The organism is Rhizobium sp. LjRoot98, assembly GCF_964252935.1.
In the GTDB taxonomy this organism is placed as follows: domain Bacteria; phylum Pseudomonadota; class Alphaproteobacteria; order Rhizobiales; family Rhizobiaceae; genus Pararhizobium.
The window spans coordinates 20,635-37,142 of record NZ_CAXUPW020000016.1 but is presented as its reverse complement, the minus strand read 5'-3'; the positions used below and the strand labels follow the sequence as shown (position 1 = coordinate 37,142).

At 57.1% G+C, this 16,508-nt stretch carries 15 protein-coding genes and 5 pseudogenes; 8 read left to right on the top strand and 12 right to left on the bottom strand.

Annotated features, from left to right (window positions below):
• Nucleotides 1–667 precede the first annotated feature (667 nt).
• On the top strand, nt 668–1,003 hold the full coding sequence (locus ACSQ3J_RS28470) for an SOS response-associated peptidase family protein (protein WP_348270817.1): 336 nt from the start codon (nt 668–670) through the stop codon (nt 1,001–1,003).
• Nucleotides 1,000–1,215, top strand: a complete 216-nt coding sequence (locus ACSQ3J_RS28465) for an SOS response-associated peptidase family protein (protein WP_244482210.1) — start codon at nt 1,000–1,002, stop codon at nt 1,213–1,215. Before ACSQ3J_RS28470 ends, ACSQ3J_RS28465 begins: the two co-directional genes overlap by 4 nt.
• Nucleotides 1,216–1,318: 103 nt before the next feature.
• Here ACSQ3J_RS28465 and ACSQ3J_RS28460 read toward each other — a convergent pair.
• The 6 genes and pseudogenes from ACSQ3J_RS28460 to ACSQ3J_RS28435 all read right to left on the bottom strand — a co-directional run bounded on the left by ACSQ3J_RS28460 (nt 1,319) and on the right by ACSQ3J_RS28435 (nt 5,383).
• Nucleotides 1,319–1,674: pseudogene (locus ACSQ3J_RS28460) on the bottom strand (hypothetical protein).
• Between the two features lie 263 nt (nt 1,675–1,937).
• Nucleotides 1,938–2,195: a DUF982 domain-containing protein gene (locus ACSQ3J_RS28455; RefSeq protein WP_162246376.1), complete on the bottom strand. Its 258-nt coding sequence runs from the start codon at nt 2,193–2,195 to the stop codon at nt 1,938–1,940.
• Between the two features lie 198 nt (nt 2,196–2,393).
• Complete coding sequence (glgA, locus tag ACSQ3J_RS28450; protein WP_060504941.1) at nt 2,394–3,830, bottom strand: glycogen synthase GlgA; 1,437 nt, start codon at nt 3,828–3,830, stop codon at nt 2,394–2,396.
• 69 nt (nt 3,831–3,899) lie between these two features.
• Nucleotides 3,900–4,763, bottom strand: a complete 864-nt coding sequence (locus tag ACSQ3J_RS28445) for an SDR family oxidoreductase (protein WP_082512189.1) — start codon at nt 4,761–4,763, stop codon at nt 3,900–3,902.
• Nucleotides 4,764–5,025: 262 nt separating this feature from the next.
• On the bottom strand, nt 5,026–5,208 hold the full coding sequence (locus ACSQ3J_RS28440) for a hypothetical protein (RefSeq protein WP_244482225.1): 183 nt from the start codon (nt 5,206–5,208) through the stop codon (nt 5,026–5,028).
• A pseudogene (locus ACSQ3J_RS28435) lies at nt 5,180–5,383 on the bottom strand (hypothetical protein). Before ACSQ3J_RS28435 ends, ACSQ3J_RS28440 begins: the two are co-directional and overlap by 29 nt.
• 475 nt (nt 5,384–5,858) lie before the next feature.
• Between ACSQ3J_RS28435 and ACSQ3J_RS28430 the strand changes: the two are divergent.
• The 5 genes and pseudogenes from ACSQ3J_RS28430 to ACSQ3J_RS28410 form a co-directional block, all read left to right on the top strand.
• A pseudogene (locus tag ACSQ3J_RS28430) lies at nt 5,859–6,488 on the top strand (IS21 family transposase); the annotation flags it as partial.
• Nucleotides 6,489–6,722: 234 nt separating this feature from the next.
• A pseudogene (locus ACSQ3J_RS28425) lies at nt 6,723–7,401 on the top strand (response regulator); the annotation flags it as partial.
• 369 nt (nt 7,402–7,770) lie between these two features.
• On the top strand, nt 7,771–11,046 hold the full coding sequence (locus ACSQ3J_RS28420; RefSeq protein ID WP_244482243.1) for a DEAD/DEAH box helicase: 3,276 nt from the start codon (nt 7,771–7,773) through the stop codon (nt 11,044–11,046).
• A 70-nt stretch (nt 11,047–11,116) separates the two neighbouring features.
• Nucleotides 11,117–11,209 (top strand): annotated as a pseudogene (locus ACSQ3J_RS28415) (DUF6766 family protein); the annotation flags it as partial.
• A 441-nt stretch (nt 11,210–11,650) separates the two neighbouring features.
• The gene (locus ACSQ3J_RS28410; RefSeq protein WP_156397697.1) at nt 11,651–11,914 is read left to right on the top strand and encodes a hypothetical protein; all 264 of its coding nucleotides are present in this window, start codon (nt 11,651–11,653) and stop codon (nt 11,912–11,914) included.
• Nucleotides 11,915–12,030: 116 nt separating this feature from the next.
• Here ACSQ3J_RS28410 and ACSQ3J_RS28405 read toward each other — a convergent pair whose 3' ends face one another.
• The 5 genes from ACSQ3J_RS28405 to ACSQ3J_RS28385 form a co-directional block, all read right to left on the bottom strand.
• On the bottom strand, nt 12,031–12,909 hold the full coding sequence (locus ACSQ3J_RS28405; RefSeq protein WP_060505051.1) for a DUF72 domain-containing protein: 879 nt from the start codon (nt 12,907–12,909) through the stop codon (nt 12,031–12,033).
• Nucleotide 12,910: 1 nt separating this feature from the next.
• Nucleotides 12,911–13,795 carry an NAD(P)H-hydrate dehydratase gene (locus ACSQ3J_RS28400; RefSeq protein ID WP_436040808.1) on the bottom strand — a complete coding sequence of 295 codons (885 nt, stop codon included), beginning with the start codon at nt 13,793–13,795 and terminating at the stop codon, nt 12,911–12,913.
• 5 nt (nt 13,796–13,800) lie between these two features.
• On the bottom strand, nt 13,801–14,556 hold the full coding sequence (locus ACSQ3J_RS28395) for a histidine phosphatase family protein (protein WP_060505049.1): 756 nt from the start codon (nt 14,554–14,556) through the stop codon (nt 13,801–13,803).
• 178 nt (nt 14,557–14,734) lie between these two features.
• Nucleotides 14,735–14,914, bottom strand: a complete 180-nt coding sequence (locus ACSQ3J_RS28390; protein WP_348270819.1) for an FAD-dependent oxidoreductase — start codon at nt 14,912–14,914, stop codon at nt 14,735–14,737.
• On the bottom strand, nt 14,907–15,296 hold the full coding sequence (locus ACSQ3J_RS28385) for a hypothetical protein (protein ID WP_348270818.1): 390 nt from the start codon (nt 15,294–15,296) through the stop codon (nt 14,907–14,909). The genes ACSQ3J_RS28390 and ACSQ3J_RS28385 overlap by 8 nt, the downstream gene beginning before the upstream one ends.
• Before the next feature lie 370 nt (nt 15,297–15,666).
• Between ACSQ3J_RS28385 and ACSQ3J_RS28380 the strand changes: the two genes are divergently transcribed.
• Nucleotides 15,667–15,969 (top strand): PAS domain-containing protein, encoded by a 303-nt coding sequence (locus tag ACSQ3J_RS28380; RefSeq protein ID WP_082512212.1) that lies wholly within the window; start codon nt 15,667–15,669, stop codon nt 15,967–15,969.
• A 265-nt stretch (nt 15,970–16,234) separates the two neighbouring features.
• Here the strand turns inward: ACSQ3J_RS28380 and ACSQ3J_RS28375 are convergent, their stop codons facing one another.
• Nucleotides 16,235–16,489 carry a DUF6894 family protein gene (locus ACSQ3J_RS28375; RefSeq protein ID WP_436040806.1) on the bottom strand — a complete coding sequence of 85 codons (255 nt, stop codon included), beginning with the start codon at nt 16,487–16,489 and terminating at the stop codon, nt 16,235–16,237.
• Between the last annotated feature and the right edge of the window lie 19 nt (nt 16,490–16,508).

The following is a 16,508-nucleotide window of genomic DNA, read 5'->3' as shown; positions in this document are numbered from 1 at the left end:
CCTGGAGGAGATTGTCGCCCATTTCATCGGTCGACATGGCGCCGTCGCTTGAGGTGCCGAGCGAAAGGTCGAAGGCACCCCCCGACTGATCGTCATCAAGAAGGACGGACTGCGACTACTAAAATCGATCCCATGGGGTTTTCGGCGACAGACCCGCGACATGAGACGTGAGGGCGAACCGCCGAACCGCATCGGCCTCGTTGCCGATCTCGCCAATCCGCTTTGGGAGCGCATCGTCGTTGACCCCAGATATCGCTGCCTGATCCCGCTCACGTATTTTGCAAACTCCGACGGTGTCAAAGGGGCAAAAACCCGATCGTGGTTTTCGAGCAACCGCCAACCTTTGATGGCCTGGGCGGGGTTTGCCAAGAACACCCCAGACTTCGGCCCTGTGTTCGCCGGCATGACCATGACCGCCAACGAGAAGATCAGGCCCTTCAACGACCGAATGGCCCGTTTTGCTCGAGCGGCAAGAATACGACCGCTGGCTTCATGGTTCGATCGAAGATGTTATCGCCTTCCAGTTTCGCGATCCGCCGTCTTCCGATGATTTCGAAATCCTGCATAGCCGCGACCGCTGGCAAAGCGGCGTTTCACCCTCCAAGGCCTCACCCCGTCGGGACAACATGCTTATGTAGCCAAGGTTTCGTGTTGAAAGGTCTGCCATATGTGCAACTTGTACACCGTCCGTCTTTCTGCCGCGGAAGTAGCCGCGCACTTTCGTGTGCCGAACCCGATGCAATCGAACGCTCCCGAGGAAGTCTATCCGGGCACGCCCGGGATGGTGGTAACGGAGAATGAAGGCGTTCGCGAGCTTCGCTCGATGGTCTGGGGCTTTCCCCTGCGTCTCAAGGGTATGAAGCCGGAAGCCAAGCCAAAGCCGGTCAACAACATCGCTGACCTTGCGAAGGGCATGTGGATCGGCCTCGCCAGAAAACCCCAATGGCGATGCCTGATCCCGGTCACAGGTTTTGCTGAGGCCGAGGGGAGAAGGGCAAGATGACCCGCACGTGGTTCACGCTCAAAGACCAGCCGGTCTTTGCCTGGGCAGGTCTGTGGCGGGTCAGCGATGAATGGGGCCCCGTCTATTCCGGCGTCATGACGGACGCCAATGAGGCGATACAACCGGTGCACAACCGGATGCCTGTTCTGCTACAGCCGGATGAGTACGAACAATGGCTGCACGGTACTTTCGATGATGCGGTGGCGTTCTAGAAACGGACATTTCCGCCCGAGTTGGTGACGATGGAGCGGACATCCGAGCTATGGACGAAAAAGAAGTCTGCGCCCGTGGCACCGTTGCTGCTTTAACGCCGACCTAGTAGTGTTCAAGGTTGGCGAACCACTCGGCATAGGGCGTGTTCTTGGCCATGTGTCGATTATAATCCGGCGCGCCGTCATCCCACCAAGGAGCACCGCGCTCGCCGAGAGCAACCTTGGAATCATCGACGAGACGTCGCGCTTTTGCAAGTGCATTAGGGTCGCCCCTGGCGTCGCGAACGGCCCTTCTTGCCGACATCAACTCTCTGACCAATCTTCCCGCGTGGCTTCTTCGAGCCTGGGATCGCTCTTGCGCCACAGCCTCCCACGGACAACGAAATATCGCCCGTCAGGTGTATCGGGATATCCGTCCGACGTTCTACTGGCTTCTGCGTTTGTTGCCTGGTCGGTCATCAGCTCTGTTCCAGGTCGAATTTCATGTCAGCAACAGCTAGGCTTTTTACCGCGTATTTTCTTGTAACCCTTCGGTGCTGGATTTTGGCGTCGCATTGGGAAACGGATGAACAGGAAGTGGGAGTGATTCAAGGCGCGCCTCTGTCTCCGGCGTCACATGACAGCGAAGGCCCGAGACTGAGCCGACGCCATATCTGGCAAAGTAAGGCCTTATAAGGTTGTAGCCGCGCTGGTCGCCGGATTGAAAATGACGGACTATTGGGTCAAAAACTAGAAGGCGAAGTTTTAGGGCCCATTCCCGCGTCTCGTACAATCACAACAAAAGCTTGCCGCGCCGTTTCGGTGGAAACCACGACATCGATCGCCTCGCTACAAGCCGTCTTGCAGGTGTGGTAAGCTCCACCGTCATCCGATGGGCAGAGGATAACGAGATAGTCCAATGCATCCTGCGGACCTCTTACCTTCACGTCGCCACTCCCTGGAACGACAAACTCAACCGGTTCACTCCAAGACACTGTCATCATACACCTCCCTCACGTTTACGACCCGACTACGGGCAGATCTCAACGGCGCGCGTTGTGTCGCTTATGAGAACCGGATTGAGTCGCAATTGTTCCAGTTGAAACTCGGTTCGTTTGGTAGAGGGGCCAGTGGATCAGGTCTTGCGTCGTTGGCGCGAAAACGTGGACGCGTCATCGAACTGTCAAAAGTCTTTTCGCTCAATACGGCCGGCTTTGAAGAGCTGTGTACAGATCGGCATAGCGGCCGGCGCTTCTCGTCCAAGAGAAGTCTGCTTTCATCGCCTGGGTTTGCAATCTGCGCCAGAATGGCGCGCGACGGAAACCGGTCAAAGCGCGGTCGATGGCGTGGTACAAGTCTTCCACCGAACCTGATTGAAATTGAAACCCCGTCGCGACACGCGCGGTCATTGCAGCATCGTTGGCATCTATGATTGTTTCAGCTAGTCCGCCGGTCCGAGCGACAATTGGGATTGCGCCATACCGAAGCGCATAAAGCTGTGTAAGCCCACACGGTTCAAACCTTGAGGGCTGTACGACGATATCGCTTCCCGCATGCAAAAGATGAGCGTCATTCTCGCAAAAGCCGACATGGATCGCGAACAGTCCAGGATAGCGCCAGCTTTCCTCGATCAATGGGTGGATGATATCTGGATCTCCCTGACCGTAGACAATGAGACGGCTACCGCGATCAATTATACCTGGGATCACGGGCTTCAACAAATCGATGCCCTTCTGCCACGTCAGCCGGCTGATGACCGACAGAATAGGACCACGGCCGGGTAGAAGATTAAAGCGTTCTTCAATTCTTGACCGGTTGCCTGCACGCCGGCCTATTGTGCGGCTATCGTAGTTAACGGGAATAGAATCATCCGTCGCTGGATTCCAAACATCCATGTCAATGCCATTCACAATACCGGTTAAGTCGTCCCGCCGCGTCGAGAGCATTCCTTGCATGCCCATTCCAAGATCATCCGTGAGGATCTCGCGAGCATAAGTCGGGCTGACTGTCGTTACCGAATCGGAAAATTTGACACCCGCCTTCAGGAAGCTGACGCCGCCATAATATTCGATCCCCTCGGTGGAGAATAATGCTTGTGGAAGGTCGAGTTCCTGAAAAATAGCCGCCGGGAACTGACCTTGGAATGCTAGATTATGGATCGAGAGCATGACAGGCAGCGCATCGTTGACGATCTTCAGATATGCCGCAGCAAGCGCAGTTTGCCAGTCGTGCAAGTGGACGATATCGGGACGCCACCCGTTCAAACCTTGAGCCGCGACGAGTGCCGTCGCGCGCGAGAGGGCCGCAAAGCGCTTCCAGTTGTCCGGATGATCTCGACCGTTTTGATCGAGATAAGGTCCGCCATCCCGCTCATAGAGCGCCGGCGATTTAACGACGATTATCTCCAGATTGTCATAGCTACCCGAAAGGAATTCCGCTTTCATACCCATCAAGTCAACATCTGCTTCATGACGCAAATTAGTGAGCTTGTCGAAAATTTGGCGATAGCCTGGTATAATCGTGCGCGTTGATACCGCCTTTGACATTAAGGCTTTTGGCAGCGCTCCGACGACATCGGCCAACCCCCCGGTCTTTATCAATGGATAAATCTCTGACGCGGCAGCAAGAACATGCATGCCAGCCCCTCCTAAGCTCATCGAAGAAAAACTGTGAAAAAACTTGCAAACGGTGAGGGACGTGCCCGGCTAAATCATGATCTCGCCGCCGGTCACGGGAATGACCGCGCCGGTCATATAACTCCCAAGATCGGATGCAAGAAGGACGTAAGCTCCCGCCAATTCAGCAGGTTGTCCGGCGCGTCCCATGAGGGTCTGTTTCCCAAACGATTCCGTCTTTTCCGCCGACATCGTTGAGGGGATAAGAGGCGTCCAGATCGGCCCGGGCGCTACAGCGTTGACTCGGATTCCCTTTTCCGCGACCATCTCCGCTAAGCCGGCCGTGAAGTTCGACACTGCGCCTTTTGTCGACGCATACGCGAGCAGCGAGGATGACGGCTGCCGCGACTGAATAGATGTCGTGTTGATTATCGCACTTCCGGCCTTCATGTGCGCGATTGCCGCTTTGGAGAGAAAGAACGGAGCATAGATATTGGTGCGAAACGTTTCATCCCATTGATCGGCAGGAATGTCTTCGATTGCTCCATAAGTGCGCTGAAAAGCCGCGTTGTTCACCAGAATGTCGATGGCACCCAACTCTTCAACTGCTCGATCGACCAAGACATTGCAAAAACTCTCGTGCTTGATGTCACCGGGCGCTAAAATAACATTACGACCCGCATCCTTGACCCAGCGAGCGGTTACCTCTGCATCCTCGTGCTCGTTGAGGTAGGATATCAGAACATCGGCGCCCTCTCGCGCGAATGCTATTGCGACTGCTCGGCCGATCCCCGAGTCAGCTCCAGTAATCAAAGCGACTTTTCCGGTCAGACGTCCGGATCCCCGGTATGTCATTTCACCATGGTCCGGAACCGGTTGCATAAACTTGGTTTCGCCGGGTGGGGTTTGTTCCTGCCGCTGTTGCGGCGGTTCGGGATAGGTGTCGTGAGGCATGGGAACTCCTGTGGGTAGCTGCAGGGTGGCAGAACTGGCAAGATCAACCGCGGTTCCCGCTTCGTGGAAAAAATCGCAGTGTGCGGTCTAGCAGCGGACGGGGGCACTATAACGCTGGCTTCAAGGCAGAGATGGTCAACTCGCACAGCGGGTGTTTTTCGCGCTCGTCGGCTAACCTCCAAAGTCGCCTTCGTTCATCTCTCTCTCTCTCATCGTAGTTCAAGTCCCACTCCTTGCCGACCAGCTTTTTCCGGGTGCAGCGTTATGTGCCGTTGCTTTGTTGGGATCCCGTGATAACGCGCGGTTTATCGCTTGCAACGCCGTCGTTGCTTCTGCGGTCAATACCCTTGGCGTACTGGCCTTCGGCATCTTGGTGGATGACTTCAACCGCCAGCTCGTCTCTCCTGATACCGCCATTAGGAATCTCCTTTGGTTTTGCCCGCATCCATAACCTTCGATCTAACCGGATCGTTCAGATTTTCACCGAGCGCATCTCGGTCTGTCTCCGAATTGCCACTTGCAGGCAAATATCCCCGCGGTCGTGTTTCCTAAGGTCCTTCCCAACGGGGCGACTGGTCGGTCGTTCCTTCCTGTCCTGATTTTGGTGTTCCTCGTTTCACGATTTTTCTCGTTTTCGAGAAGTCAACTTCACACGGGGACAGATGTTCCCCCCTGCGCCCGATAGGACCATGACGGTGAAAGAGGTGGCTTCTCGTGGATATTTAAAGACGGGCGAACCGGGCATCACGAGCGATGCAGCTGACGGCCTCCCTGCAGCCGACGGCGGTCGGCTCTGGAAGGAGAATTTCAATCGCGTACTCATTGGCATACGACTAAATGTTCCATAATTCTCCTTCTGCCGCCGACTCAGCAATTTCGAATTTTTAGCCGCCTCAGGTGTGCGGGCACTGGTGCAGATTCCGAGGCAATCCGCCCCCGCATTCCGAAATGATGCCGCCCCCCAGTTCCGACCCCTTGTTCCGAGATGATGCCGCCCCCTGATTTGGGGTGTTTGTCGGGGTGTCCTGCTGGTGAGACGTTCGTCCTTTCAGTGTCCTGAAAGGAAGGAACGGGATGCCGGCGAAGAAACTAAAGATGCGGCGTGTCCGCGAGATTCTGAGATACGGATTTGAGCAAGGGCTCGGCCACAAGTCGATTGCGGCGCGCGTTGGTGCGGCGCCGTCGACGGTGCGCGAGACGCTCCGCCGTGTGGAGGTTGCCGGCCTTTCCTGGCCGTTGGGCGACGATGTCAGCGATGCGGTGCTGGAGGCGGCTCTCTATAGGGCTGCCGGCACGAAGACCGGTCACCGTCGCAGCGTTGAGCCGGATTGGGCGTATGTTCATCGCGAGCTGAAACGCAAGCATGTGACGCTGCAGATCCTCTGGGACGAATATATCGGCCTTCATCCCGATGGCTATCGCTACAGCCGCTACTTCGATTTGTATCGCGCTTGGGCACTGAAGCTGCCGGTGACGATGCGCCAGGACCATGCGGCTGGCGAAAAGCTGTTCGTCGATTATGCCGGCGACACGGTCACGGTGGTCATCGACAGATTGTCCGGCAAGACGCGGCAAGCCCATCTGTTTGTTGCGGTCTTGGGGGCATCGAGCTTGTCGTTTGCACATGCTCGCTGGAGCGAGACGCTACTGATTGGATCGAATGCCACCTGCTTGCGCTGGAGGCGTTCGGTGGCGCACCGGCGCTGCTGGTTCCTGACCTGTCCTTGGCAGCGGCAAGACGACGGCGGAGGGAGGCGCCTCGGGCCAAGGCATGTCGTCCAGGCCCCGCGAGACCTGCGGAGGAATATTGATTGAGGTCTTGGCGCCTGATAACAGTCCGGCCCGGAGCCATACATCTTCGTGACCCTTCAGATCGATAACTTCCGGCGTAACCTCGCGTCCTGATTTGGAACCTTGCAACCCGCACAGGCGCGCCTGCCGCCCATCTTCGTCGAAGAGGTAAGCGTCCGCGCGGAGGACAGCGTCACACCAGCCGACGGGCTGGCTCGTGGGGCCTACGTGTGCCTCGGTGTCAGGGACACCGGATCTGGAATGGACGAAGAAACAGTCCGGCGCGCTGTCGACCCTTTCTTTTCTACCAAGGAGTTGGGAAAGGGGACGGGGCTTGGCCTATCGATGATCCATGGTCTGGCGGTCCAGCTTTACGGTGCACTCAAACTCATTAGCACGTTGGGGGGAGGGCACGTTGGCCGAACTCTGGCTTCCGGCGACCACTGAGGTTCGCCGTCAAGCAGTGACGCTGGACCCAGTCATCCAAATGCAGCGCGGGCCAATGACTATTCTTCTGGTCGATGACGACGCATTGATTGCCATGAGTTCCGTCGACATGCTTGAGGATCTCGGCCATCGCGTGCTGGAGGCAAGTTCCGGGCAGCAGGCCCTGGAAGTTATAAAGAGCGAGCCTAACATCGATCTCGTGATTACGGATTTCTCGATGCCGGGCATGAACGGCGCCCAGCTGGCAAAGGCTGCACGCGACTTGCGTCCTACCCTGCCGATCCTGGTCGCAACAGGCTACGCCGAACTGCCGGCAGGTACCGAAATGGATCTTCCCCGGTTAGGCAAGCCCTATACGCAGGAGCAGCTGGAACGGGAAATCGCTCGGATCCTATCTTGAGGGCAACCGGGAGCAGAAAATTGGCTGCGTCAGCAAGACGGTCGTTAACATCAATGCGGCGGGGATGGTAGGCCGTTGATTTCGAAGCGTTGGCCGCCAACTTTCCCGACGTTCGACTACATTCAAGTATTGAGGGAGCAAGTCGTGTGGGCCGACGGTTCGAATCCGTTCAAGAGCAAACCTCTGATGCAGACCTTAATCTGCCGCTAAGATTGATCTGCCGCACCGTATTCCACTCCAGTTTTCGTTACCCCAGGGCGTCGTTTCTTTTCGGTGGAACCATCCGCAACAACTCTGGTTTAGCAGCAAGGCGGGTTGGCCGACGCCTCCCGAGGGCTGTCTTCAGGGGCGAGATGGTTGGAGGTTGCGTTGCGCGTCATCGAGTACAATAGTTCTGTCGTCCCCGATCATCTAAATCCAGTTCACCGACGTCCCGCTGGGCTGATTGCAGCCGCGCTCATCGATGTGATGACAACTTCAAAGCGGCCTCGCGGATATATTGCATTGAGTGAGGGCGGTGCCAATAGAGTTGCCGATGCCGTTCGATCTCTTGATCCGGAACTCGATATCGTAGTTCTTCCGCCCTGGGACTGTCTGCCGTATGATCGAGTTCCCCCGTCCCGGCAGGCGATGGGACGGCGGATGGACGCCCTGCGGGTTTGGTCCCAGCCCTCTATAAAGCCCAAGCTGTTAATCACCTCATTGGATACACTTCTGCAGCGCATTCCGCCTGCGCGAATTATAAACAACAGCTTGTTTGAGCTTGCCGTTGGAGGCGCTTTCGATAGGCAGGCATTCGAGCGTTTTGTTGGCCGCACCGGTTATATCGAGGACGGTATCGTCGATGAGCCAGGCGAGCTGGCGTTTCGGGATGATGTGATCGACATTTTCCCGGCGGGCGCGTCGAAGCCTTTCCGTATCATTTTGGGAGAGGATTCGACGGTTGCGGAACTTCGGTCCTACGACCCGACTACGCAGAGAACGACGAGCACGGTCGAGGTAATGGTATTCGGCCCGGCATCAGAAGCGATTGCTCTGGACGGTGACCTCGATGACCAAGACTCTGGTGCCGAAGTATCGGAGCAGCGATTACTTCAGCTGTACGGAACGATGCAAACAGTTTTCGACATGGTGGGCGATATCGATATCGCCTTCGGAGAAGGTGCTGAAGAGCGTCTGAGCAGTTATCTCGATATCATTGAGGAAGCGCGACAGGCTCGAGATCGTTTCGATCATGGCGCCGTCGAACGACAGCAATCGCTTTATTTGCAGCAGTTCGAGTGGAGCGGCGCCATGAAAAGCATTGCTACGTTTGAGCTCGATCTTGGAGAGTCGCGCGAACTTCCGAAATTTGCTGACGCTTCGAACCCCCGCAGGGCGTTCATCGATTACGTGAAGTCGGAGAAAATAGCCGGGCGCAGGGTCCTGTTGACTGGACGCGGGCGTCTATTCGAAAATCTTGCGCGGCGTGTAGAGCAAGAGGTAGTAACTGAGGGCCAAGCGATCAGCAGTTGGAAAGAGCAAAATGCTTTCGAACCAAGTGCGTTTTTGACGCTGGAATGTCCGCTGGATAGCGGCTTCGCATCAGCCATTCTCACGGCGGTTACCCTGAAAGATATCCTTGGCGAACGCACGGCGGCGGCGGATAATGCGCTCTTTCTTGCCGAACCCGAACTCAATCTCGGCGACGTTGTCGTCCACGAGGATCATGGCGTTGGCATCTTGAAATGCCTACAAGACATTACCGTCGATGGTGTCACGCGCGACGCTGCCCGGCTCGAGTACCGCGATGGCGCCTCGCTTCTCGTGCCGATCGATGAGTTCGGAAAACTTTGGCGCTACGGATCTGAGCCCGAAGCCGTCACACTCGACCGGCTCCATACTGAAGCATGGTCGAAGAGACGGGCTGTCATCGACAAGGATATTGGCGTTGCTGCCCGGCACCTGATGAAGCTTGCAAAGGAACGACTGGAGGCTAAGGCCGAGCTCTTCGTTCCGCCACGGATGGAATATGCGAAGTTCGTTCGCCGTTTTCCGTATGCGGAGACTCCTGATCAGGCAGTTGCGATCGAAGCGGTTCTTGGGGATCTGGCCTCGGGAACTGTCATGAACCGGTTGATCTGCGGCGATGTTGGCTTTGGGAAAACTGAAGTTGCACTGCGGGCCGGGGCGGCTGTCGCACTTGCCGGCGGCCAGGTCGTTCTCATCACGCCGACCACGGTGCTGGCGCGACAACATTTTACCACCTTCGAGCGCAGGTTTGCTGGCACCGAGATCCGGGTGGCGATGTTGTCTCGGGTCGTCGACCCGCAGGAAGCCAAGGACGTTAAGTTAGACCTTGCCGACGGAAAAATCAGGATCGTCGTCGCCACTCAGGCAATTCTTGCAAAAGATGTATGTTTTGACCATCTCGGCCTTTTGATAGTTGACGAAGAGCATCGGTTCGGAACGCGGGAAAAGCAGGCTATGAAGGCAATGGCGCCGCTTTTGCACACACTGACCATGTCGGCGACGCCGATCCCTCGGACATTGCAGTCGGCCATGATCGGTGTCCAGGATGTCAGCATCCTTGCAACGCCTCCTTCGAAGCGTCGGCCAGTCCGGACGTCCCTCGGTCCGGTCGATCGCGCCTCAATGCGGGTCGCGCTGATGCGGGAATATCGCCGCGGCGGGCAGAGCTTCATGGTCGTGCCGCAGGTCGAGGATATCGACCAGGTGCACAAGATGTTGGCCGAGCTGGTGCCTGAATTGTCGATCCGGATCGCGCATGGCAAGATGAAGGCCGCGTTTATGGACAACGTTATGGTGGGCTTTGCCGACGGGGATGGCGATGTCCTCCTGTCTACGAACATCATCGAGAGCGGTCTCGATGTGCCACGCGCCAACACGATTGTCATTTGGCGCGCAGACAGGTTCGGGCTGGCGCAACTGCACCAGCTCCGCGGACGTGTTGGGCGAGGAAAGGTCCAGGGAGTAGCTAGTCTTCTCACGGCCGAAGGTGACATATCCGAGCAAACGCGACTGCGGCTTTCGACCATGGTTGAAAACGATCGTCTTGGCGCCGGGCTCGCGATCAGCATGCAGGATCTCGACCTTCGGGGAGCTGGAGACGTCGCGGGCTCTGACCAAGCTGGTCATATGAAGCTCATCGGCGTCAACCTTTACCAAAAGCTCCTGGAGCGAGCGGTCAATGGATCAAAGAGAGAAGCAGCCATCGCCGAACAGCTGGTCGTCCTTAACCTCGGCATCGCCGGAACGATCCCGCTGGAATATGTTTCCGACGGAGCCGTGAGGCTTAATCTTTACGCGAGGCTGCTTCGAGCCGTAACTGGTAGCGAAGTGGAGGGATTCGCCCAGGAGTTCGAGGATCGTTTCGGTGAGCTTCCCGAGGACGTAGCAATTTTGTTTCGTCTCATAAAGGTGCGAGTTGCGGCCAGCCGATTTGGCATCAGCAAGCTTGATGGCGGACCGCTTGCGATGGCGATAAGCTTCATCGGAAAGCCGTCTCGGAAGACGATCAAGTTGCTGACACGGTCACAGCGAGCAGAGCTGCGCGATGGTCGCTTGGTTTTCGAACGGAAAACTGACAATGGGATCGAACGGATAGCGTTCTTCGAGGAGGTATTTCAGTTAAACGGTAAGTGAGGTGACAGACGCCGAAAAGAACGCCGACGGGCAAGATAACATTCGATCGCCGATCCCTCTGCCATTGGCGTCGGTCATCGTGGTCCTTTCGATCTTTCTGCGTTTCAGGGGCTCACCTAAGTTGAAGCCGGTCGCCGCGTCACACGGAGAGACGAGCGAGTAAACTGTGCCGCGTCCTGAAACGTCCGGCCGTTCACCGGTCAAACAAAGCGGACAAATCTGGTTTCAGGGGTGCAAACGCACTGCACAATGTCTCAGACTAAGCCGCGAAATGGTCTCCTCAGGCTGCTTCGGTGTTGAAATGGCTGCCACTGCGGAACGCAGCGATGGCTCGCCTTGAAATGATGTGAACCTACGACCCGGCCACTGGCGCTCTATATCAGTGCAAGATTTGCGGCGAAGGTGATTATACCGGGATCCCAGATCTTAAAGAGAACGCCTCTGGTACGAGGTAGAAACATATCCCACCTGAGGCCGGTCTAAGCTTGGAAAGGAGCAGACATTATGCAGACAATCAGCCACTGCTTAGATGACAGGGGCCAGGAGATCATTGGCGCGCCGGGAACACATGATCGAAAAAGCCGATTTCTAAGATCATGCGAAAGTGCTTTGGCTGAAAGCCGAGGCCGATGGGTTCACCGTTGCTCAGTTGAAGGAGGCCTGCGGTGGGGACATCGAGCGCTACCTGCTTGACCAGCAAAACGCCATGACCGACGTCGCGGCGCGGCAGGCGTTTGAAGAGAATTCCGCGTTTCACCACCTCGCTACTGCTGATGAAGAGGCGTTTGCCATCGCCTGCATAAATATCGCCCGCCGGGCAGCCATCGAGCGAGCAACTCGGACGCGAGTGCTGTGGCAAAAACCGTAAGCCGATCTAAGCAGCCCCCCCAACGCCCTATCTGGTCGAAGGTCGCAGCGGCGGTACTTGACACCTGGTCGGCGGCTCGGCCCCGAAATCAGTATTGTCCGACAATCTGGCAGTCACTAGCTGCGTGCCGCAAGCATCTCGGATAGTCGCTTAGCGTTTTTGATCGAATTGCCATCGCGGTCGTTATTGAAGTAGATCCAGACCGTCTTGGCGCCACTTCCCCGGATGCGCTCCGCCCATACCGTCAGCTCAGCGTCGCTGTAGTCGTGGCGATACCACTGCTGGGTCCCGTGGAAGCGGAGGTAGATGTCATCACTCGTGCGCACGAGTTCGCCCGGCAGCCGAGGTCCGCTGCAAGAGCAGAAAATCGCCCCAGCCGCCCTGAATGCCGAATAAACGTCCTCGTTCCACCAACTTTTATGGCGGAACTCAACGGCGTTGCGATGCCTTGGATCAAGCTGCGACAAGATCAAATGCAGCATGTCAGGCGAATAGCGTACGCTTGGTGGAAGTTGGAAGAGGAAGCATCCCATTTGAGGCCCCAGCAGGTCGGCGATATATCCGAAATCCTCCACGAGTTCCTGTGTGTCCTCGAACCGCTTGATGTGCGTGATGAGCTCGCACACCTTGATCGTATAGACGAAGCTAGGAACGGTCTGACGTATCCATATTTTAACCGCAGCAATTGTCGGCCACGAGTAGAACGGCGCGTTGAGCTCGACGGTCGCGAAATTATCCTGGTAGATTGAGAACAACTGATTTGAAGGCGTGCCGGTCGGATAGAATTTGCCTTTCCAGTGCCAGTAGTACCATCCAGAACAACCGATATGAACCTTGCCAGTGGCGTCATCCGGCGCTGGAGGGGCTGGGGCACTTGAAAGGCGGGCGAGATGCATTTTGGCCGCACGGATCACATTGGCATCGCGCTGCTTTTGCCGACGTTCGGCGCGCCGGGCTCGTCGCAGCTCGATTTCTTCCGGGGTGCGCTCTACCATTTCATTCGTCTGACCAATAGCGCAGCTCGGACAGGAGCTCCGGGATACGGTCGGGAATTTCACGCGCCAAAAAACCGAGTGGGCCGACCCTTTCCGACAGTTTAAATCCTGCCTCGCCGTGGAGAAAAACGCCCCAGATCGCTGCGGTTACCGGGTCGGCACCACGGGCCGCCAGTCCGGTTATGATGCCTGCAAGAACGTCTCCAGAGCCTGATGTGGCAAGCCCCACGCCACCGCCTTCATAGCGCCAGTTTCCATCCGATGCGGTGACAATCGTCTGGCTTCCTTTCATGACCACCACTAGCCCAAATTCGTCCGTCAGGCGGGCGGCTGCTGATCTCGGATCGGCCTCGACGACCGCCTTCCCGATCCCCAGTAAGTTGGCCATCTCGCCTGCATGGGGTGTGACAATAACGCGGCCGGAGCGTCTTCGAAGCGCATCGCCTTGCTCAATGATCTGCGGCAGGGCTCCGGCGTCCACTACGATGATCGTTTCGGTATTGCTTTCCAGCAGATGTTCCAAAATGGCGTCGCAGTCCGGCTCCTCCACCATGCCGGGACCTACGAGGAGCGCGTTGGCCTCTGCCCATCTGGAAGCGGCAGACACTATCGGTCGGAACTGCAATCCACCCGCTGGCGTTTCCGGTAGGTCGATGACCATCGCCTCCGGCATCGCCACTGCAATCGCGGCTGCGCGGCTTTCGATGGTGGCGATTTGAAGCTTGCCGGCTCCCACCCGCATTGCGCCGAGAGCTGCGAGAAGGACCGCTCCGGGAACTTCTCTGCTTCCGCCGATAATGCACACCCGACCGCGGTCTTCCTTGCTGCCTTCTGCAGGTTGGGGGAGCGGCAGGCTTCGAAGGAGGTCTCGGTTGACGATCTGCATGTCCATCACCGAGCAGCAACATTTGCGTCTTTTTCAGCGGTAACAGGCGCCCCTGCCTCAACCAAAGGCGCCACAAAGTTATAACGTGTCAGGACCAGGCCGCCGCCAACGCCGGTATCAGGCTCAGTCATGTATTCGGTAACACCGCAGTTCGAAACGTCCCCCTGCCGGTCAATTTCAAGGATCTGCTCCTCGGACAGATTTTCGATGATGTATCGCATGCATAGGACCACAACCTGATGCGCGACGATCAGGACGCTCCGATCGGCGTAATGCAGGCTGATGGTATCAAGCATGCTTCGCAGTCGCAGGATCACGTCGCACCAGCTCTCACCGGCCGGCGGTCGATGATAGAACTTTCCCAGGATGCGGCGAAACTCCGCTTGATCTGGATAGAGCTCTTCGATGCCTCGCCGCGTCAGCCGATCGAGGATGCCGAACTCCTTTTCCCGCAGCCGCTCATCGGTGCTGACAGTGAGGCGTGGCCAGGCAGTGAGCTGCCGAGCGATCGTGTCCGCCGTGCTCAAAGCGCGTATGTAGGGCGACGCCACAATAACGTCTGGCTGCTCAGGCAGAGCGCCGAACCACGCGCCCAGCGCCTCCGATTGCTGTTGGCCAAGTGGACTTAGTGGCACGTCGACGTCCCGTTGTGTGATTTCGATGCGTGCATGGCCTGCAAGATCTGCGGCATCGCGGGCAACATTTCCGGCACTTTCGCCGTGCCGTACCATCCAGATGCGCTTTGGCCAGTTCTGCTTCATGTCATCCCATTTAGATTAGAGCTTAAGTTCATTTGGGCGCGAGTTAGAGTTGTTGCTTCCCGTAGCGAAGAACCCAACTGACACCAGATAGTTCCCGCGTAGCGATCGCCCGCTGGTAGCAGCCCTCCGAGCATGGGAGATGCAGCGCCATCATAATCCAGGATCGAGCACTTAGCACCTAACGGACGAGCATCTCTCTCTCACAGAGGTCATTTCTCATCGCCGTGGCTGCTACTCCCGCTTGCCCCATGGCATTGCTGATCTGGTCCAGGCCAATGACGACATCTCCGGCGGCGTAGAGGTCAGGGACGGCTGACCGCTGATGCTGATCGACAGCGATGCAGCCCTCCTCAGACAAGTCGGCCCACGTCCCCCGCCAGCGACGAACGGATATCCGAGCCAAGCGCAGCGTAGACGGATGGGAACCTGTGCATCCCTGTAGGTGAAGAGACAACGATTGCTCCGTCCCCTAAATCGATCGATGTTAAGGGGCCTACCTCAAGAGCGATCCCCACTGTGCGAAGACGATCAAATTCGTCGTCCTTGAGTCCGTGATCCTCTTCAGGTGAAATCAGCGTGATATCCTTGCTGTAACTCCTCAGAAAGACGGCCTCGCGGAAGCCTTTTGATCCATAGCCCATCGCGCCGACTGATTCGTCGGTGACCTCAACGCCGTCACAGACAGGACCATACCGCAGTAGGCCGCGGGCGACCGCATCGTCATGTTTGTCCTTCGGCATCGATGGTCGGCGGTTGACGACGCCGGTGGCCAGCAGGACCGTTTTTGCCCGGATTTCTGTATCGCCGGATTGCAGAACAAAGACGCCATTCTACCGGCGTAGGGACTTCCTGAGCGCGCCGGATTTCAGCTCCGTACCTCACGGCTTGCACGCGCATCCTTGCGAGCAACTCACTACCGCTGATGCCGTCGGGGAAGCCCGTATGAGTCACCGTAAGATGTAGCGCGCGAGATAGATCGCGGCCGTCAAGCCTGCAGGCCCGCCGCCTATCACCACGCAGTCGCATATCTCTGTCGCTGCTAAAATGATAATCCCCTTTCGCTCGCCATCTCGTCGGCCTCGTCACTAGACTATCGCCAAGCCCGCAAGAATGCCGATCATGAAAACAGCCCGTGGGCGAACAGCCCGACGCATGCGAAAATTTGGCTTGCATGCCCGGCATAACTATTACACCGACTTTCGATACTTATTCGACAACGCTCCCTGCGGGTATCTCGTACTCGACGCTCGAGGTCGTATCGTCTTGGTGAACGCGACATTGCGGAACCGGCTTGGCAGAGAAGACCATGAGCTGCAGGGCAAGCGGCTCCTTCATTTGCTGACTGTCGCTGGTCGGGTGTTTTATGAGACACACTTTGCTCCGTGGTTGCGCATGCAGGGTTGTTTTAACTAGATCGCGGTGGATCTTGTGAAACATGATGGATCCCGTCTTGCTGTTCTTGCAAACGCTGTTCTTAAAACGGACGAGGACGATACCATCCTTGAAACGAGGATTGCAGTGTTCGAAGCGACGACCCGCCGCAGATCGACAGAGAGCATCTTGCTCCTGACAGGCAGATCATGACCAAACCGTTCGACATGGATGCGTTCGGCCGTCTGATCGCTGAGATGCTGGGGAACGCGTGAGAAACGAGGCCGGGGCTCGACGCCGCGAATGGCTACCGGTCCTTCTGGTATAATTCGCGGAGCACGGCGTCTTCGACCGAGACTGAGGCGACGACGGCCCCCGTCGGATCCGTGATCTCGATGCCATAGATATCGATCTGACGCGCCGCCCTCAGGTTTTGCGCCACCAATTCCCTTAACGCGCCCGCCGCATTCGAGGTGGCCTCGTCGAGCGTATCGAAGGAAGCACCCTCCAGATCTTCGTCGACGCTATCTGAATGCTTGATATGAAGAAAATAGATCGGCATCGGAACTCCAAGGTGTCCT

Excerpts from the sequence above, each read along its gene's own strand:
- ACSQ3J_RS28470 (WP_348270817.1), top strand. The coding sequence starts at position 668 with ATGTGCAACTTGTACACCGTCCGTCTTTCTGCCGCGGAAGTAGCCGCG.
- ACSQ3J_RS28465 (WP_244482210.1), top strand. The coding sequence starts at position 1,000 with ATGACCCGCACGTGGTTCACGCTCAAAGACCAGCCGGTCTTTGCCTGG.
- ACSQ3J_RS28455 (WP_162246376.1), bottom strand. The coding sequence starts at position 2,195 with ATGACAGTGTCTTGGAGTGAACCGGTTGAGTTTGTCGTTCCAGGGAGT.
- glgA (WP_060504941.1), bottom strand. The coding sequence starts at position 3,830 with ATGCATGTTCTTGCTGCCGCGTCAGAGATTTATCCATTGATAAAGACC.
- ACSQ3J_RS28445 (WP_082512189.1), bottom strand. The coding sequence starts at position 4,763 with ATGCCTCACGACACCTATCCCGAACCGCCGCAACAGCGGCAGGAACAA.
- ACSQ3J_RS28440 (WP_244482225.1), bottom strand. The coding sequence starts at position 5,208 with ATGCGGGCAAAACCAAAGGAGATTCCTAATGGCGGTATCAGGAGAGAC.
- ACSQ3J_RS28405 (WP_060505051.1), bottom strand. The coding sequence starts at position 12,909 with ATGGTAGAGCGCACCCCGGAAGAAATCGAGCTGCGACGAGCCCGGCGC.
- ACSQ3J_RS28400 (WP_436040808.1), bottom strand. The coding sequence starts at position 13,795 with ATGCAGATCGTCAACCGAGACCTCCTTCGAAGCCTGCCGCTCCCCCAA.
- ACSQ3J_RS28395 (WP_060505049.1), bottom strand. The coding sequence starts at position 14,556 with ATGAAGCAGAACTGGCCAAAGCGCATCTGGATGGTACGGCACGGCGAA.
- ACSQ3J_RS28385 (WP_348270818.1), bottom strand. The coding sequence starts at position 15,296 with ATGCCGAAGGACAAACATGACGATGCGGTCGCCCGCGGCCTACTGCGG.
- ACSQ3J_RS28380 (WP_082512212.1), top strand. The coding sequence starts at position 15,667 with ATGCCGATCATGAAAACAGCCCGTGGGCGAACAGCCCGACGCATGCGA.
- ACSQ3J_RS28375 (WP_436040806.1), bottom strand. The coding sequence starts at position 16,489 with ATGCCGATCTATTTTCTTCATATCAAGCATTCAGATAGCGTCGACGAA.